A 19,137-nucleotide genomic window follows, 5' to 3' on the forward strand; every position below is an offset into this window, starting at 1 on the left:
TTAGAAAAATTTAGAAAGACGAAGTTGTATAAAATCATCATCTCTGAAAGCAGAGGTAAGTGAATCATCTCTGGTATTAGTAAATACTTGTCCTTCCAATTCAACCTTTATTGAATCACCAATGCGGCGCTCTGCTTCTAGTCTTATACTGTATGACTCATCTTCTAAATCAAATATTCCACCTGCTAGTAATGATGTATCTTGAATGTCATTAAATGTATAACGTGTACCAAGGAATAAATCATTTTCTAGTGTGGTTAATGGCGTGTCAATTTCATCTCTATCGTCGAAAAGATGTTCAAGTAGAATGCCTAAGTCAGCATCAGAACTGCGAAACTGAAAAAAAGTATATTCAAAACCGAATACCGTGGCAGCAAATGTATCACCTTGACCTTCGCGAACTATACCTTCAAATTTCCATAACCATTCTTCATTGGTGTATTGGATGTCTATGCCAACTTGATTGATGAGATCATAGTGTGGAATTAATCTAGAACCGTCACTGTTTGCTAGCAATGTTGGTTCTCTTCCGGTCCCATAAAAATAGCTGGCGCCAATATCCCAGTCACCGATGTAATGAGAGTATCTAAATGCTAGATCTGTATGCCATTGTTCAGCGCTAGAGTCATATTCGGCTTCGTCATCATCAACGATTAATGGTCCTCGCAATCGCCCATCATGACCAGCAAAAGTCCTCTCTCTAAACAAGGGTAAAGCATAAAATGAAAAGCGACCAAAGTCTTTTTGTATGGAAAAGTTGAGCATAGCTTGGCCAAGATAATCTTCTTCATCAATATTTTCAACTTGGTCAATTTGATTTAGTATATTTACAAGATGGCGAGATTCTGTAACACCCCAGAATTCTCGATTAAATCCTACAAGCAGCTCCCAGCCATCTTGTATGTACAACCAATATGCTTCACGAATATCAGCATGGGTGCGATCGTCATCACGTGAATCTATACGAGCAAATGGAATGAATGAAAATTGATGATCTCCATTTTCGATAATCCATTCTGGCTCAATGATTAGTGCGTTCTGTACGCCATGCAATTGTTCAGGAAACTGAGCACTATTGGGAAACCAGCGTCCTTCATATGCAGCGTACCCAGAAAATTCGAATTCGCCAAATACTGACTGACTCGTAATGTTACAAACAAATATTAATAAAATTGAAAATTTCTTAATTGACACGTTTTAATATGCCTTTAACAAAGTCATTTTCTGTTAAACCTGTTTTAAATTTGTAATCAGAATATATTAAATCTGTGCTTTTGCCTGTTTGGTGATTTCTCATAATAAAAGTATGTGAGCGCCAAATACCATCCTGATATTCTCGATAATCATTCAATTCTAATGTTTTTAATAATGAATTTTTACGGTCGTAAAAGTCTAATTTCCTCACTTGATAAACACTTTGATCTACCCATGAAATTTGGCGCGTGTAACCTGAATTCTCATATCGAGGATAACGTTCAACAACATCACAAGTAAACTCACCACACGATTCTGATCGTAACCATTTGTATGAGTATTTATTTAGTTCTGTGGAAGTGAAGTCTTCAAATGCGAATTCAGATCCTACAAATGGACCAGATTTGTTAGTTGATGAGATTCTTTTGACGCGCTTGAGGGCAGGTAAGAATAACCATTGATCATCAGGGTCTAGTATCTGTGCATGTGATAATAAGGCGGTGCCTTTGATGTCGCGCGGACTGTCAAAAACGACTAAGCTTTTATCTCCAATATTCTCATCTTGTACTTCAAATGTTTTTATTTCAAGCGAGCGCGATGATTCTTTACCAGCCGCATTTCGTAATGTCATTTTTAACTTAACAATACTATCTGAAAAGCCACGATCTGAACGATCACTTCGTGCAGCTATGTCGAATCCTTTTTTCTCTATATCTTCATCTGAAAATACAGGTGTACTTATAAGTATTATGGTAAGCAATAAATATAAATGTTTATATAAATTGTGAGCTCTAAGAAAATTCATATTTAGTTCCTTGTTGTATTGCATATTTATATAGCTTGGGCTGATTGGATGTTTTTCTTGTTTTTATCTACTACTAAGAGCAAGGCTGGTAAAAGTAAGAAATCTAATATCAGCGCAATGACTACTGCAGTCGCAGTTAAAATACCCGCTTCCTGATTAAGTTTGAATGATGAGAATGCAAGCACAGAAAATCCGATTGCGAGAATCACGGTATTAATAGTGATTGCTTTTCCTACAGTATTTAATGAGTAGCGAATGGAGTCTTCTGTGTTAAGATCTTTTTCTCTTCGTCCTCGTAGGTATTTCGTTAATAAGTGTACCGTGTCATCTACAACAATACCAAGCGAGGTGGCAGTGATGGTGGCAGCGGCCATACCGATAACACCGACAGTGAGCGCCCATATACCAAACGTGACTAAAACGGGAATAGCGTTAGGAATAATGCTGAGCAAACCCAAGCGAAAACTTCTGAGTGAAAATATAAGAATGATCGCGATAATTGAAACTGCCATAGCATTTCCGCGTAACATGCTTTCAATATTTCGCTTGGCAATGTAAGAGAACATTTGTGTGGGTCCTGTCGCGCTGGCCCACATGTATTCTGGCGTATTGTCTTGTAACCACTGCCTTGATTCAACGACAAATTCTCTTGTTCGAATTGTATCGACATCACCTAATGTAGCTGTGATGCGTGTAGCTGACTTGTCAACATTAATCCTATCGTTTAAGTCAAGTCCATATGGTAATGAAAGTTCATAAAGTAATAGGTATTGAGCAGATAGTTCATTGTCTTCTGGTAAACGAAAATATCTTTCGTCATCGCCATGCATATTTTTATTTAGGCGCTTAAAAATATCTGTAATTGAGTAAACATGTTCTACATCAGGTTGTGCGCGCATCCATTGCGCAAATTCATCCAGTTTTTGTAGATACTCTGGATGGCTGATACCGCCAGATTCTTTAGATGGGATAGAAAACTCCACTGGATAGAATGCACCCAAATGCTGTAGAGCGAAATCTGTATCTTTTCTGAATTTTATTGATTCATCAAAATACTTGGTCCATACATCATTGAGCTGATTGGTAAAAGCAAGCGCTGAGAAAATAATTGCAATAGAACCTGTTGCAAGAAGAATAGATTTAGGTCGTAAAATAACAAAGTTTGCCAGCTTAGTGTAAAAACTATTTTCAACAGATTCTTTAGTATGATTTTTAATTTTCATAGGTAATAGGCTGATAACAGCGGGTAACATGAATAGTGATAAACCCCACGCTGCTGCAATTCCAGCGGCTGTCATATTGCCTAAATGATGATAAGGAGGTGAGTCGGAAAAGTTTAATGATAAAAAACCTACAATTGTGGTAATACTGGTAATAGTTACCGCAAGAAAGTTTATGCGGATGCCTTCAATCAACGCTTTGTTTTTCTCCATCCCGGTACGCATCAGTTCTCGCATAGAAATAAGTATGTGAATACTGTCAGCAATTGCTAAAGTTAAAACAATGGTAGGTGCAGTCAATGAAATTGGTGTGAGTAATACATGCATCATCCCGCCAGCACCAAGTGAAACCAGGGTAGATAATATGATGACAACTAAGGTGGCAAAAGTTGCACTAATCGAGCGTAATGATAAAAATGTAATTATCAGTAGCACTGCATACATGATCGGAGTGAGTGTTTGCATGTCTTTTAAACCAGACTCTGCAAACGAATTGTTCAACATGGAGACCCCGCTAAGAGCAATATTGATGTTGGGAAAGTCCTTCTCTATGCCTGCAACAATGCTTCTGGCGTAGTTTGCTGCTATTGGCACTTCTTCCAGGTCTTTTTCAGGGTACTGAAGTACGACATTGATACTGGTAGTATCTGCATCCTTTGATATGAAGAAGTTATTTAGTAGAGGCTCTTTAAGTGCAATATCTACTTTACTATCCAACACGTTGGGTGCGAGATGTCTGCCATCTTTTATCAAATCTTCAACGGTTAGGTCATCACCATTTGCCCAAGTGTGTTGAAAGTTGGTGATAGAATCAACGCGAGTAGCATAAGGGATTTGCCAAGCCTCTTCTGTAATGCGTTCTGCTATTTCAGCTAATTCACCATCAATGCGTTTTTCATCTTTATGCTGAATTACGAATAAGAAGTTATCACTTTTAGTATAGGTTTTCTGAAATTCCTCAAATGCGACAAGATCTGGATTCTCCTCGGAGAAGAACACGCGATAATTGGTGGAGAAGTTGAGATTGACAGATTGGCTGAATATTGCGCCGACAATGACCAAGCTTAAAAAAATCGTTAACCAACGATGATTGAGTACCCATGTGCTCCATTTGACAGAAAAGTTATCAATTGCTCGTGTAAATTTATCCACGATATCTCCGGTATTTTTACAATGTTAGTATTAAGGTGAATTGAGTTGTAATGTTTGTAGATACTTGGTTAAGCCATTAGTATATTCGCTAAAGCTTTTTGGTTGTTGAGCATTCTTAGCTATACCTGTAGCGCCTTGTGTTACCGCAATAATTAATGTTGCAATATCCTCTGCATTAGTTTCACTATTCATATAATTATTGTTCTGACATCTATTTAATGCCGCAACTAGATGTGATTTCCAGTCTGAATACATATTTTCAATCTTTTCTCTAAATCCTTCATCTATTGGTGACATTTCTTGTGATAAATTATTTATTGGGCAACCAAGTTTTACTCTCTCACAATCAAGATAATTTTCAGGATTTCTGAACATATTTATAATCTCTTGTAACGGGTTCTCGCTCATTAACATTGGCATCCATATTTCTGTTTTAACGTGTTCAATAGATTGGTCTAAGACTGCATAACCCAATTCTTTTTTAGTCGAAAAATGGTGATAAAAACATCCTTTTGAGATGTTTGCTTTTTTAATAATTTCTCCTATAGAGGAAGATTGAAACCCACAGCGTAAGATTTCTTCAGCTGCAATGTCTAAAATTTTACTGCGAGTAGATTTTGCTTGTATTTCTCTTTCGGAAACCATCTGCATAATATACAGACCAACTGGTCGGTATGTCAATAGTGTGTATTATTAAGCAAATAACTGACTAATTAATTTATGGTTATCGTGCGATAGAATTATTAAAGCAATATGTAAATCCATGGGGGAATTATGAAAAAAGTAATCAATTGTTCTGTTGTAATTTTTCATTCTGTGGTCGATTACAGATTTCCTCATACATGGTTTGATCTTAAAAGAAGCATATTTGGAAATGGCGCATTTATGGCGATCTGAAGAAAAAATTAAAATGATTCTAAATTCTGTTGTTGTGCTTATAGCAGCAGTAATTTTCACATGTATTTATGTATTTCTAATTAACCGTAAATCTATAAGCACAGCACTAGTTTATGGTCTGTTATATGGAATAAGCGCAGGTATAACGATGGGTTATGGCTTTTACGCATTTTCTCCAATTCCTTATACAATGGCTGCAACTTAGTTTGCAATTAACCTTATCGAAGGTCTCGTGGCTGGCGTGATATTGTCTATGTTGATAAATTAAGTAAGCTTTCATACAAAAAAATATTCACTTAAGAGGTCAATCGGACCTCTCAATTTGTTTGAGAGGTTTATCACATAATTCGATGTTTCCTTAAAAGTTTAGACCGATCAGTCGAGCGTTAATCTACGCTTATCGGTTAACTTAATCAGTTTTTCCTGCATTAGTATTAATGTGTCTTTTATATTGTGCGGCATTTAATTGTCGTTATAAATAATATGGATGTTTAATAATAAATCTAAGGGATGCAGGTCGGTATGCAGAATAAGATATTTTTGATTGGTGCTTATGGTATCGATACAAAAGACATGCTTGTGCTTGAAAGAATTTTCAAGATTACCGAGGGGCGAACTCGTTCGTATCAAGTTCAAGATAATACGTCTGGAGATAGTATAGATATTGCGATGGTGAATGTGTCGAATAAAGATGCAATTAAACAGTGGGGTACAGAGAACTTAGATTCAAATGGAAAGCCATTATGTCCTACATTACTAGTCGGAAAAGTGAGACCTAAAAACGATCGTTTTAGATTTACACCTTTACCATTTTTTGCAACACGAGTATTGCAGTCGTTAGATGAAATTACAGTAGAGGATTTAAAGTATACACCAGAAATTGCTATTGATGATGATGTCAACAATGATGATCTAATAGATAACAATACTGAAGCTACAGCAGTAGGCATGAGTCAAAAGCGAGTAGTTGAGATGCTTGAAAAAGGAAATGCTGCAAAGAATACAAATAAAAGAGCTGTGTTAGTGGTCGATGACAGTCTACCAGTTAGGCAGGCATTAGAAATGAAGCTTACACTAATGGACTATCAAGTCGAATTGGCAACTAATGGCCAACAAGCAATGGACATGATAGAAGAAAACTTTTATGACTCGATTTTTTTGGATGTGATTATGCCTGGTGTGGACGGATATGAAGTTTGTAAGAAAGTTAAGAGAAATAAAAAAACAAAACATATTCCAGTAATAATGTTGACAAGTAAATCATCTCCGTTTGATAAAGTTAAGGGGAAGTTAGCAGGATGTGATTCTTATCTTACTAAGCCTGTGGAGCATGAAGAGTTTCAAAAAGTTGTATCTGGTTATCTTGGATAGATCGTATTTATAGGAGAATGATGTATGTCTAACAAAATTTTAGTAGTGGATGACTCGCCTGCAGACTTGCAAAATATTAAGTCTATAGTAGCTAATGCCGGTCACACTGTAATTACAGCATCTTCAGGGAAAGAAGCTGTTTCTAAAGCCAAAGAAATGCGCCCAGATATGATTTTCATGGATGTAATTATGGATAACATTGATGGCTTTGAAGCATGTCGTGAAATCATTTCTGATAGAGCTACTAAAAATATCCCCGTTGTATTTGTCAGTTCTAAATGTCAAAAAGCAGATCGAGTATGGGCAGAGTTGCAAGGTGGAAAAGCATTGGTGGGCAAGCCCTATACAGAAGATGAAATTGTTAGTCAGATTAAAGCATATAGTTAAAAAAGAATAGACATGGAAAATTCAGGTTTAGTAAGAAATGCTTTTTTGTCTATGGGGAAAAAGCCTTTAGATGAGTCATTAGTTATTCCGTTAGATGAATATGAAGAGCAAGAAGAAGCTGATCGAGGTAAAAAACGTTTCTATGGGTTCAAGTTACTAGATATACAATTGTTATTGGATGCTGATATACGCAGTGAAGTAATTAATGATGTAGTGGTTACGCCGCTACCATTGATGCCATCTTTTATAAGTGGTCTATGTAATGTGCGAGGGAACTTAGTACCTGTATATAACATGTATGAAAAATTAGATTTGGAAAATACTGAGGATATATCAAGTAATAAGAAAGTGCTTGTTCTTGGAGAGAATGAAAATATGGCAGGTATTGAAGTAAGGGAAATGGTCATGTCATTGGAGTTTGATGAGCAAGATATATGCAGAGATGTGTTATCAGATAATCATAAATTAAATGAGTGCATCACGTATAGCTATCAACAAAATGGAAGTAATTGGTTCGGCTTCGATTATAAAAAGCTATTTAAAATAGCTGATTAAGCCATATAAATTTATAAGGGATATTAAAGAGGTAAAAATAATGATTAATTTTGCGTTGTTGGATAACCTGAAAATAAAGAACAAATTAGTAGCATTGTTTTCTGCAGTATTGTTAGGATTTTTTATATTGGGGGTCACCTACTGGCTTGAAAATCAGGCAACGCAAACTGCGGGTAGTAGATCAACAGCTTTCATTGAATATGAATCACTATCAAGTCAGGCGCAAAAAAATTATCTAAAAATGAGAAAATATGAATCAGATTTCGCGCTTAATATCTCTGGTGATTCTGGTCAAACATATAACGATGCGCCTCTTGAAAATCATAATAAGCATGCTTTGGAGCTTGAAGGAATAATGAATGAACTTTCAGCTGTTGCTCCTCAAATTGATTCGTTTACTCAAGATGTTATTTTGGATAACCCTGAGGCTGATACCGACGACTATGTTAGAAGTTTAGTGACTCAGGCATCTGAGGTAACTGCTGACTATAAGACTTCATTTGCAGATATTGTAAAATTTCAAAAGCTAATTGGCTTCACAGAAAACGATGGGTTAAGAAAAATTGCTAATGATAAATTTTTCCAGTTAGATAAAAGAGTTGCTAGAACAGCTGATTCAACGCTATCAGCATATTTGCAATTAATGCGTGAAAATCAAGGCAAGATTATACGTTCAACTGACCTTACAGCCGCGCATGAAAATTTAAAGACCGCAAGTAATAATTTTAAGAATTATTTAAAAATATCTGATACTACTGCTGATGAGCGAATTAGTATGAATTCTTATGTTGATGGATATATATCGAGTATGAACTCTATTGTATTTAATAAGAGAAGTGCAACTCAATACACTGAGTTATATGATTTCATGCTTGGCCCAATCTTCGATGAGATGGGTCAATCAGCCCAAAATAGAATTGGGCAAAATACAGTTGCCTTAAGTAAACAAACTGATCGATTAACATCTGTATTTGTCTCAACAGTAGTGATTGTAGCTATCTTGCTTTCTAGTATTTTATATATGTTTGGTAGAAGTATTGTACGACCAATTCAGTCTCTTCAGTCTACTATCCACCAGGTTAACCAAGGTAGATTGGATGCGCGTAGCCAAATGACTCGTGAAGATGAGTTGGGAGAACTATCTGATGCATTTGATACTTTGTTGGACGAGAAAGTTGCTCAATTATCTGGTGCAGAAAAAGAAAATGACCAGCTTAATGAATCAATTGTTGAATTACTAAAATCTGTTGCTCATTTGAGTAGAAAGGATTTTACAGTTCGTGTGCCTGTATCTGAAGATGTAACAGGGGCAGTTGCAGACTCGTTGAATTTACTTGCAAAAGAAACGGGTGATGCTCTGAATGAAGTAAGGACTGTTTCTTTGAAAGTCGCTAAGGTTTCTACCCAAGTTAAAGATCAGACTAAGTTGGTGATGGGAGAAACACGTAAAGAAAGAAAACAGGCTGAAAGTGCCATGAGTGAAATTCGTGTGGCTTCTACCGCAATGCAAAAGATTTCAAGTGACGCTCAGCAAGCAAATGAACAGGCTGATAATGCATTTAATAATACACAAGTTGCGCTGGATACAGTAAATGAATCTGTTCAGGGTATTAATAGTATTCGTGACACTATTAGCGAAACTGAAAAACGTATTAAGCGATTAGGTGAGCGATCTCAAGAAATTACTGGAATTGTGAACTTGATTAACAGTATTTCTGAGAGAACTCATATACTTGCATTAAATGCGAGTATGCATGCTGCATCAGCAGGTGAAGCTGGACGTGGATTCGCTGTAGTCGCAGATGAGGTTCAACGTTTAGCGGAAAATGCACGCGAGGCGACTAAAGAAATTGGAACATTGGTTAATAATATTCAAGTTGAGACAGGTGATACTGTAGTAGCAATGAATGATGTGATTACTCAGGTTGCTAAAGGAACAGAGCTTGCAAGTAAAGCTGAAAATGCAATGTTGATGACTCAGGCTTCTACAAAGGAATTGGTAGATGCAGTTGATTTGATCGCTAATAGCTCTAAATCACAGGCGAAAGCTACCAACGGTCTATTGGATCAAGCAAACGAGATTGTGGAAAGTACTCGGCAGACCGATAGACATATGAAGCAGCAGTCAGTTAATACTGAATTGTTAGGTCGTTATTCTAAGAATTTAGTACAAACTGTAAGCGAGTTTAAATTGGTTACTGAGCATGGGAAGACGCCAGAAATCGAAACTACAGCTGTGGACGAACTTGAAAAAGAATTAGATATTGATCTTATGGTAAGTAACCAATAAGTCATTATCAGTACATTAAACATTTAAATTGCAACAAGGACGACTATTTAAATGCAAGAGATAGACCAGCAGAAGCTATCAGAATTTACTAATGAACTATCAGCATTTCAAATAGAAGCATCTAAAACAGCTTCTATTGATGTTTATGATCGCTTTACAATTAGTAAGCTAGAAGATCATTTGGTTGACCTTTGTCAGTTATCCATTGATGCTTCACATGCTGGGCTTCAGTACTTGTGTGAGCGGTTGCGCGACAATATTCGTGACCATTTTATCACTGGCACTAATATATCTGTTGCAGAATTCTCTCTGATGACTGAATGGAAAAGCTTGGTTAAAGCTTACCTGCTAAATAATGATAATGAGAAAATAGTTACTGCATTAGCTGCTAATTTATCAAAACCAGGTTGGACATATCCGCTAAATTCTGATGATACTGATGAAGTAATTTCTGTATTACTTAATAAGTCAATATATAATTCAGCTGAATCAGAATCTAATAATGCTGAATTCAATGTGGATGATTCGGAAGAATTAGATTCTCTACTAGGTGAGTCAAATGCAAGTCTCGCAGATGTATTTGAATCACTAAATGATAACGAAGAAGTTATTGATGAAGCTGTTGTTAGTCTGCCTGATGAAAAAGAATCATCGATTTCCGAATTTTTTGAAGATAATTCATCAAGTGCTGATATAAAGGAAGTAAGCAAAAATTCATCTGAATTTAAAGCAAATGAGAAAGAGGAGCCAATTGTTCCGAAGCAGTCCGTTGAGGACGAATTGCCTGAAATTGATGAAGAAATTACCCAAACATTGCCTAACGATCTGCTTGCAGCAGATGAAAATTCAGTAGAAGCAGATTATCAGGTAAATATTGATAAGGATATGTTAAATGCCGAGGCAGCATTTGCACATAATCTTGATGAATCAATTAATAAAATCGAAGTATCCAAGCAAGAATTAGAAGAAATTGATGAAGCAGTTGTCGATTCAGTAGTAGATGAGTTACATGTCGAAGGCGATGAAGCTGAATATAACGATGACTTTAATAAAGAGATATCTGATGCGAAAACAGCTTTTACAAAAGTTGTTAACGAATCCGATGATAAAATCGAAGTATCCAAGCAAGAATTAGAGGAAATTGATGAAGCAATTGTCGATTCGGTAGTAGATGAGTTACACGTCGAAGACGATGAAGCTGAATATAACGATGACTTTAATAAAGAGATATCTGATGCGAAAACAGCTTTTACAAAAGTTGTTAACGAACCAGATGATAAAATCGAAGTATCCAAGCAAGAATTAGATGATATTAATAAGACGGTAGCTAATTCAATAGAAAATAAATTGTTTGTTTCTGCTGCTGATGCTAATGAATTGCCTAACGATGAAGAGTTTGATGTTAATTTGCAGGAATCACAAGCAATTTTAGATCAATCTACCGTAGAAAAAACGTCACAGATAGAAGATGAACATTCCGATGATGAATCTGTTACTGATTCATTAGTCGATGAATTATTTGTTGCAGACAATGATGAGGATAAGCCAGAAAGTAATCAAGCATTTGATAAAGATTTATCTGAAGCAGCTTCTTTGATTGAAAGTAGTGATGTTGAAAAAGACTATAATGAAAGCTCATCTGACAGTAAAGAAGATTTACAAGCAGTAGATGAGAAAGAAACTGTCTATATAGAGACTGCAGAAAAGGAAAAAGCAGCTCCTAGAAGTATTATTGAAGCATATGTGGGTGTGATCGCCGATAAGATGCGCACAAATAAGCCCAAAGAGCTTGAACAAGAATTAATTAAAGCACCACCTAAGCCCCCACCTATTCAAAAACTTGAACCCGTAGATAGTATTTTACTTAAGTATTCTGATTGGAATGAAGAACAAAAAGAGTTGCTTAGTCTGATTTTATCAGAAGTGCATGATGTTATAGAGCAGCAAGATGATGTATTAAGTGTCTTGCATAAAGATGAGATATCTGAGCAGAATGTTCTCGATATGGTTTGTTTATACTCAGAACAAATAGAACGTATGGGCTCTGCTGCTGAAATGGTTGGTTTAGATGCATTGCAAAAACTGTGTGAATTGATTGGGTTCCATTTTGGTGATCTTGAAAAATCTAGTACAGATATGATTATTAGCTCTGAAGAGCAAATAAGAAAATGGCCATTTATAATTCATAACTATCTTAAAGATATTCATAACGAAAAATATCATCAAGAGGTGATTGAATATATTTCAAATGATGAGTGGGCACGAACTATACGTGAAGATATTAAAGCTGATTTAAAACAAGCGCTATCAAATTCAACTATACATATTGAAAAAACAGAAGAAGATAAGCGTATTACTAAAGCATCTGCTGAGGATGTAGATATAACAGTTCCTGATGATGTGCAAGCAGAATTGCTTGATGGTTTATTACAGGAATTACCACATCAAACAGAAGAGTTTTCTAAGTCTATTCAGGGCTTGATTAAAGATGATTATTTGTCTCAGCTTGAGGTTACACAACGTATAGCACATACAATTAAAGGTGCTGCTAACACTGTAGGTATCGTAGGTGTCGCTACACTAACACATCATCTTGAAGATATACTGCAATCATTGTTGAAAGCACAGGCTAAGCCAAATGCTGCTCTTCATATGGCATTAATAGATGCATCAGATTGCTTAGAACAGATGACAGAATGTTTGCTGGAGCAGGGTGAACAACCAGATGATGCTATGCAAATAATGCAGGTTATCCTTGATTGGGCAAATTATATTGATGAATTTGGTCCACCAAAAGATGATGCAAATAAAGTGGTAGCATCTGCTAATACCTCCGAATCTGAGCAAAAAGAAAAAACTAGTGCGACAGAGAGTGATAAAAAGGATAAAGCTAAATCATCTCAAGATTCATCACTACGTGTTCCAGCTATTATGATTGATGAGCTAATTAATCAATCTGGTGAGAGTATTATTGCAACTTCTCAGATGCATGAGAATGTAAATAAGCTTTTAAGTAGTATGCGTGATATTAAAAAGAACAAGGATAGTGTCTATTCTTTATCTCAACAGTTAGAACATTTAATTGATGTTCAGGGTACTAATGAGAAGTTTTCAAATTCTACCAATGACGAAAAATTTGATCCTTTAGAATTAGATCAATATAACGAATTACACACTTACTCGCGAAGACTAATTGAAGCAACTGCCGACTCCGTTGAATTGATTAAAGATATGGAAGAGCGTCTATTCTCATTAGAATCTGTCATTGCTGATCAAACTCGTGCGCAGAAGGATAATCAATATGCGATTTTGAAAACTCGTATGATGCCTGTAGAAACTATTGTTGCCAGACTTAAACGTGGTGTTCGTCAGGCAGCTAAAATTAGTGGTAAATCAGTTGAGTTGCAAGTCTCTGGTAGTGATACATTACTGGATAGTAAAATTTTAAATAATTTATTGGATCCATTAATGCATATACTGCGTAATGCAGTAGATCATGGTATTGAATCAGATGAGGTGCGCGACGCTAACGATAAGCCTTTGCCAGGAATTATTAATTTGTCGTTTTCTCAGACGGGCGAAAGATTAGAAATTTATTGTAAAGATGATGGTCAAGGACTAAATATTGAAGAAATTAAATCACGTGCAATTGATAAAGGCATGGTTCTTAATGAACAAGACTTAACGGATGATGAAGTACAGCAAATTATTATGCAGCATGGTTTTTCAACACGTGATGAAGTAACTCAGTTATCCGGTCGTGGTGTTGGTATGGACGTTGTTTATTCAAGTATCAAAGAACTTAATGGATCAGTAGCAATTAGTTCTGAGCCCAATAAAGGTATGAATGTTGAACTCTCTTTGCCTGTATCATTGCTGACTGCACATGCTCTTTTAATACCTACAATGTCAGGTTCTATGGCAGTTTCCACAAGTGGTATAGAAGAAATTCTTCAAGTAAATCTTGATGACTTGAAAGAGACCGAACAAGGATTGATCTTAAAACTAGAGAATCAAGAATATCCAGCAATTCATATTGAGCAGTTACTTAAAATGCCTTTATCTGTATCCTCAAATAAGCAGAAAAATTTCTCTGCATTATTAATAGATGAGCTTTCTGGTCAGAAAAAAGTTGTATTAGTTAATGAGATTCAAAGTGTTCGTGATATTGTCATAAAACCGTTTAGCCGTTACTTGCCTAAAGTGATTGGTTTGGTAGGAGCAACAGTTCTTGGTAATGGTGATATTGCTCCAGTGGTAGATGTTTGTGATTTGCTTGCACAGCAATCAAATCTTGTTGGAAAGATAAATATTCACCATTCTACTGATTTGGAAGAAATTCACCAGGCTAGTGTATTAGTGGTAGAAGACTCAATTAGCACTAGAAGGTCACTTGCAGAATTTATGCAGGATTTAAATTATAAAGTATTTACTGCTAAAGACGGTGTAGAAGCGATTGAAGTAATGCGTGATCATTCGCCAACAATCTTATTAACAGATTTAGAGATGCCGCGTATGAACGGATTAGAACTGACCTCTTATGTCAGATCGCATGACGAAACGAAAGATATCCCAATTATTATGCTTACTTCGCGTACAACCGAGAAGCATCGTCAAGAAGCAAAATCGATTGGAGTTAATGAATATCTATCAAAACCATTTGTTGAAGATGTATTACTAGAAAAAATACAGGGTCTTGCAATCCTCAAGTGATATCCTGCTAGTAGTTATTGAAGCACTTCTTATTTAATACAGACATAATAATTACAGTATGGGCTATGTGCACTACCATGTCTTAAATGTATAATTCTATTTTCAAATTTCAAATATGCGCCCATAGCTCAGCTGGATAGAGTACCTGGCTTCGAACCAGGTGGTCGGGAGTTCGAATCTCTCTGGGCGCGCCATTAATTTTGTCTACGTGAATAAACTATATTCATAATTATTTCTATATCTAGCTCTATTAACTATTATAAACAACCACTTAGTTCTTGTTTTGATATATGAATAGTGTTGGGAGCTAAGCTGTGCAAAATTATTAATTTGGTGTTCAGATTTTATATATCATAAAATTTTAAAAAATATTAGAGTACGGACTTAATAATATTTTAACACTACAATTTTGTTCTTAAATTAGGTGAAATTTTGACTGACGAATTAGATCATCCGACAGGATTTAAAGTTCTAAATAGTGCATCGCTAAACAAAGGTACTGCTTTTACTTCAGAAGAGCGGGACAAGTATAAATTACATGGTCTACTCCCTCCGACTATTAATACACCAGAATCACAATTAGATCGTGCATTAAAAAATATGCGACGCAAGTATTATGATATTGAGCGATATGTTTTTCTAAAGTCATTGCAGGGTAGGAACGAGCGTCTTTTTTATAAATTAGTGATAAATAATATAGAAGAAGTAATGCCACTTATTTATACACCTACAGTTGGGCAGGCATGCAATGAGTTCGGTCGATTATTTAGAAGACCAAGAGGTATGTACCTTTCCTTGCAAGAGAAAGGGCATATTAAAGAAGTAATGGAAAATTGGCCTTATAAAGATATTCGTGTGATTGTTGTGACTGACGGTGAGCGTATCTTAGGATTAGGTGATTTGGGTGCTAACGGTATGGGGATTTCTATCGGTAAATTAGCATTATACGTTGCTTGTGCTGGAATTCATCCTTCTCAATGTCTACCAGTTATGTTGGACGTGGGAACAAACAATGAAGAATATCTTAAAGATGATCTTTATTTAGGGTTGCATCAAAAGCGTGTTACGGGCGATGAATATTATGAATTTGTAGATGAATTTATTCAGGCTTCTAGACAGTTATTTACGAATGTTCTTATTCAGTTTGAAGATTTTCTGACACCACGTGCTTATACTTTAATGAATAAGTATAAAAATGAGACATTATGTTTTAACGATGATATTCAAGGTACTGCAGGTGTCGCCTTGGCTGGTCTTTATGCAAGCACGCGTATTTCTGATATCCCATTCTCCGAATTGAGAATTTTATTTTTAGGTGCTGGTTCTGCTGCCACAGGGATTGCAGATTTAATTTGTTATGCTCTACAGAAAGAAGGGCTGTCTGATCAACAAGCCCGAGAGCGACTATGGTTTGTGGATAAAGATGGGTTGCTTGTAAATACTCGGCAAGATATCAGCGAGCATAATTTACCATATTTAGTAGGTGAGTCACCAATGTCATTCTCAGAGGCAGTTGAGTATTTTAAGCCGCATGTATTAATTGGTGCAACAGGTTCACCCGGAACATTTTCTCAAGAAGTAATTGAACAAATGGCTCGTATAAATTCAAGACCTACCATTTTTGCATTGTCTAACCCTACTTCACATGCAGAGTGTACTGCAGAGCAAGCATATTCTTGGTCAAATGGGCGTGCAATATTTGCTAGTGGCAGCCCATTCGATGAAGTGCAAATTAAAGGTGAAATATTTAAACCTGGTCAGGGAAATAATGCATATATTTTCCCGGGGATTGGATTAGGAGCGGTTGTATGTAATGCACGGTTAATTGATGATGATGTATTTTTAGTGGCTGCAAGAGAACTAGCAAAGCAAGTTAGTGAAGAAGATTTAGCACGTGGTACTCTTTATCCTCCGTTAAATAGAATTAGAGAGATTTCAATTAATATTGCTGAAGTTATCATTAATCATGCATATGAATATGATTTGGCTCAGCTGGAACCAAAGCCTGAAGATGTCAAAGAATATTTATTGAACTATATGTACGATCCCACATATTAATTTTGTTGAGTAAATAATGAAAATTATAGAAGTAATCACTGATGAAGGACATGTAGATACAATAATAGGTATTGCAGAACAGTTCAATGTTACTGATTATTGGTATTATCAACCACAGCACGGTGACAGACATGTTGTTCGAATGTTAGTTGCTAATGAGCTAATTCAAACTGTGTTAGATACAACACAAAAAACAATAAGTGCTACTGAAGGTTCTCGGGTAGTGGTTATACCTGTTGAAGCAACGGTACCCCGTGTTGAAAAACGAGGCAGCTCTAATTCCTCATCTAAAAATACTACTTCTAGAGAAGAGCTATATCAATCGATTGAGCGTAATGCACGTATTGATCAAAATTATATTTTACTGGTTTTACTTTCCACAATTGTAGCTGCAGTTGGTATGTTAGAAGATAATATTGCTGTTGTGATAGGAGCGATGGTGATTGCACCTCTGCTTGGACCCAATATTGCCCTTGCATTTGGTACTGTGCTTGGTGATGGTAAGCTGGTTTTACGTGCGTTTACTGCCTTATTGATTGGAATTACAATTGCCCTGCTAACTTCATTTATTATATCACTGATCTATCCACTGGATGAATTTAGTAAAGAGCTTTCTGCTAGAACTGTAGTGGGAATTAGTTCTGTAGTTATGGCTTTAGCCTCAGGTGCTGCTGCTGCACTATCTATGACTACAGGTCTCTCTACTGTATTAGTTGGAGTAATGGTCGCAGTAGCCATTTTACCACCCACAGCCGCACTTGGTTTAATGTTAGGGTATCAACAATATTTTTTAGCATTTGGCTCATTTATACTGCTTGCTGTAAATATCGTGTGCATTAATTTATCAGCTAATATTGTATTTATCTTTAAAGGAATTAATCCGAGGACTAGCGGGGAAAAACGAAAAGCTAAGAAATCTGCATTAGTGTATCTATTTATTTGGTTGATGTTGCTTGTTACATTGCTGATTGTATTGCTTAAATTGAAACTATATTTAATTGGTGCCTAATTATGGAAAGACAAAAAAATGTGTATGGAGACGATTTAAATGAATGCGGTTATGAACCAATTACTGGTTACTTTCGAGATGGTTCGTGCAATACCGATAATGGTGATCATGGCTCACATACGGTATGTGTTCAGATGACTAAGGAATTTCTCGAATATTCAATGAGTAAAGGCAATGATCTGAGTACGCCTGTACCAGAATTTGATTTTCCAGGTTTAATACCAGGCGACCGCTGGTGTGTTTGTGCCCTACGGTGGAAAGAAGCCTATGATGAAGGTGTGGCACCCAAAATTATTTTACTGTCTACTAATGAAAAAGTGCTAGATATTATTCCCTTAGAGCTGTTAAAACTGCATGCAATTGACCTTTCCTGATGGCTCTGGTTTGGCATAAATGTATCGGCTTAACTAAGTATAAAGTCACTCGTGCAGGCAACGCTATACGCTTGTATCGTAATAAAGTATTACATAGTCAGTGGAATCCTAGTAAGCCTATTTCTGGTAATTTATGGGATTTATTTTTAATGTCTAGTATTGATGCTAATACACCTATCAATAATGTATTGGTTTTAGGTGCTGGAGGAGGTGCAATTATTAATTTGGTTCATCATTTTTTCCCTAAATGTAATGTTGTGGCAATAGATCTAGATGAAACGCATTTATATGTTGCGAGGAAGTATTTTAAAGTATCAAAAAAGTATTGTACTTTAATACATAGCGATGCAAAAGATTGGCTTAAGCTGAACCAGAATAATAAGTATGACTTGATTATCGATGATGTATTCATTGAATCAGATAATGTTCCATATCGATCTATTCAATTTCAAGCATTATGGATGAAGGACTTATTATTAAGACTATCTAAACATGGTGTATTAGTAATTAATTTCGCAGATAAAAAAGAGTGGTTGAGAAGTAAAAAACAATTGGCAAAAATGAAATTAATTGATAAGTATCAATTTGCAGTAGCTACACATTATGCATGCGATAATCAAGTTGTGCATGTTTCTAAAAAGTTATTTTTAAGTAAAAATATCAAAGAAAATTTGATTTATAAATCGGGGCGTCAATATAAACGCTATATAGAAAATGGCACGATTGAATATAAAAAATTAGCTCAATGGTGAACTGATGCATGGATTTGTCCCACCAGACCCAATAGATGGAGTTTCTAAAGTACAATTTGCCGTGATATATGCTCCTCGTGCTAAGAGGCATCGATTCTCAGCTAATTGTGTAAAGCTATATAACAGCAAAATGGAAGCTGTTAATCATGCTTGTATTGAGGAGAATAAGTATCCAGCTAAGGTGTTGGGCCCATCAAAATCCTCTGAAGGACAGTTTATTTTCTATCTGATTGAATGGCTAAGTGCATGAATTCTATTGGTTTATAGCACTCTGTCTAGTATTTCCTTCCATATAGCTTAAAGTGATTTTTATGCTCAATTAAATGGGTAATATATAGATTCAGATTACTCCACATACAT

At 35.9% G+C, this 19,137-nt stretch carries 15 protein-coding genes and 1 tRNA gene; 12 read left to right on the forward strand and 4 right to left on the reverse strand.

Annotation, left to right across the window (positions count from 1 at the left end; translation table 11 throughout):
• Genes R8G33_01280 through R8G33_01295 form a run of 4 tightly spaced genes read right to left on the reverse strand, consistent with a single transcriptional unit; the run spans position 1 to position 5,016 of the window.
• Entirely contained in the window at positions 1-1,194 is a 1,194-nt protein-coding gene (locus R8G33_01280) for a hypothetical protein (protein ID MDW3094282.1), read from the reverse strand.
• Positions 1,184-1,999, reverse strand: a complete 816-nt coding sequence (locus R8G33_01285; GenBank protein MDW3094283.1) for an outer membrane lipoprotein-sorting protein — start codon at positions 1,997-1,999, stop codon at positions 1,184-1,186. The genes R8G33_01280 and R8G33_01285 overlap by 11 nt, the downstream gene beginning before the upstream one ends.
• A 26-nt stretch (positions 2,000-2,025) precedes the next feature.
• Positions 2,026-4,371, reverse strand: a complete 2,346-nt coding sequence (locus tag R8G33_01290; GenBank protein MDW3094284.1) for an MMPL family transporter — start codon at positions 4,369-4,371, stop codon at positions 2,026-2,028.
• 30 nt (positions 4,372-4,401) lie between these two features.
• A complete protein-coding gene (locus tag R8G33_01295) occupies positions 4,402-5,016 on the reverse strand; it encodes a TetR/AcrR family transcriptional regulator (GenBank protein ID MDW3094285.1) in 615 nt (204 codons plus the stop codon).
• Between the two features lie 229 nt (positions 5,017-5,245).
• On the opposite strand from R8G33_01295, the gene R8G33_01300 reads away from it, so the two are divergent.
• The 12 genes from R8G33_01300 (at position 5,246) to R8G33_01355 (ending at position 19,027) form a co-directional block, all read left to right on the forward strand.
• Positions 5,246-5,473: a hypothetical protein gene (locus R8G33_01300; protein MDW3094286.1), complete on the forward strand. Its 228-nt coding sequence runs from the start codon at positions 5,246-5,248 to the stop codon at positions 5,471-5,473.
• 317 nt (positions 5,474-5,790) lie between these two features.
• On the forward strand, positions 5,791-6,639 hold the full coding sequence (locus R8G33_01305; GenBank protein ID MDW3094287.1) for a response regulator: 849 nt from the start codon (positions 5,791-5,793) through the stop codon (positions 6,637-6,639).
• Positions 6,640-6,663: 24 nt separating this feature from the next.
• Positions 6,664-7,026 (forward strand): response regulator, encoded by a 363-nt coding sequence (locus R8G33_01310; protein MDW3094288.1) that lies wholly within the window; start codon positions 6,664-6,666, stop codon positions 7,024-7,026.
• 12 nt (positions 7,027-7,038) lie between these two features.
• Positions 7,039-7,581 (forward strand): chemotaxis protein CheW, encoded by a 543-nt coding sequence (locus tag R8G33_01315; GenBank protein ID MDW3094289.1) that lies wholly within the window; start codon positions 7,039-7,041, stop codon positions 7,579-7,581.
• 40 nt (positions 7,582-7,621) lie between these two features.
• On the forward strand, positions 7,622-9,871 hold the full coding sequence (locus tag R8G33_01320) for a methyl-accepting chemotaxis protein (protein MDW3094290.1): 2,250 nt from the start codon (positions 7,622-7,624) through the stop codon (positions 9,869-9,871).
• A gap of 51 nt (positions 9,872-9,922) precedes the next feature.
• Positions 9,923-14,584: a response regulator gene (locus R8G33_01325; GenBank protein ID MDW3094291.1), complete on the forward strand. Its 4,662-nt coding sequence runs from the start codon at positions 9,923-9,925 to the stop codon at positions 14,582-14,584.
• A gap of 117 nt (positions 14,585-14,701) precedes the next feature.
• A tRNA-Arg gene (locus tag R8G33_01330) sits at positions 14,702-14,778 on the forward strand.
• Between the two features lie 238 nt (positions 14,779-15,016).
• Positions 15,017-16,642, forward strand: a complete 1,626-nt coding sequence (locus R8G33_01335; protein ID MDW3094292.1) for an NAD-dependent malic enzyme — start codon at positions 15,017-15,019, stop codon at positions 16,640-16,642.
• A gap of 16 nt (positions 16,643-16,658) precedes the next feature.
• Positions 16,659-17,651 (forward strand): TIGR00341 family protein, encoded by a 993-nt coding sequence (locus tag R8G33_01340; protein MDW3094293.1) that lies wholly within the window; start codon positions 16,659-16,661, stop codon positions 17,649-17,651.
• A 2-nt stretch (positions 17,652-17,653) separates the two neighbouring features.
• Positions 17,654-18,025 (forward strand): DUF2237 domain-containing protein, encoded by a 372-nt coding sequence (locus R8G33_01345; GenBank protein ID MDW3094294.1) that lies wholly within the window; start codon positions 17,654-17,656, stop codon positions 18,023-18,025.
• The gene (locus R8G33_01350; protein ID MDW3094295.1) at positions 18,025-18,777 is read left to right on the forward strand and encodes a class I SAM-dependent methyltransferase; all 753 of its coding nucleotides are present in this window, start codon (positions 18,025-18,027) and stop codon (positions 18,775-18,777) included. Before R8G33_01345 ends, R8G33_01350 begins: the two co-directional genes overlap by 1 nt.
• 4 nt (positions 18,778-18,781) lie before the next feature.
• On the forward strand, positions 18,782-19,027 hold the full coding sequence (locus R8G33_01355; GenBank protein ID MDW3094296.1) for a hypothetical protein: 246 nt from the start codon (positions 18,782-18,784) through the stop codon (positions 19,025-19,027).
• Positions 19,028-19,137 lie beyond the last annotated feature (110 nt).

The sequence above is a fragment of the Gammaproteobacteria bacterium genome (assembly GCA_033344735.1).
In the GTDB taxonomy this organism is placed as follows: Bacteria; Pseudomonadota; Gammaproteobacteria; order UBA4575; family UBA4575; genus UBA1858.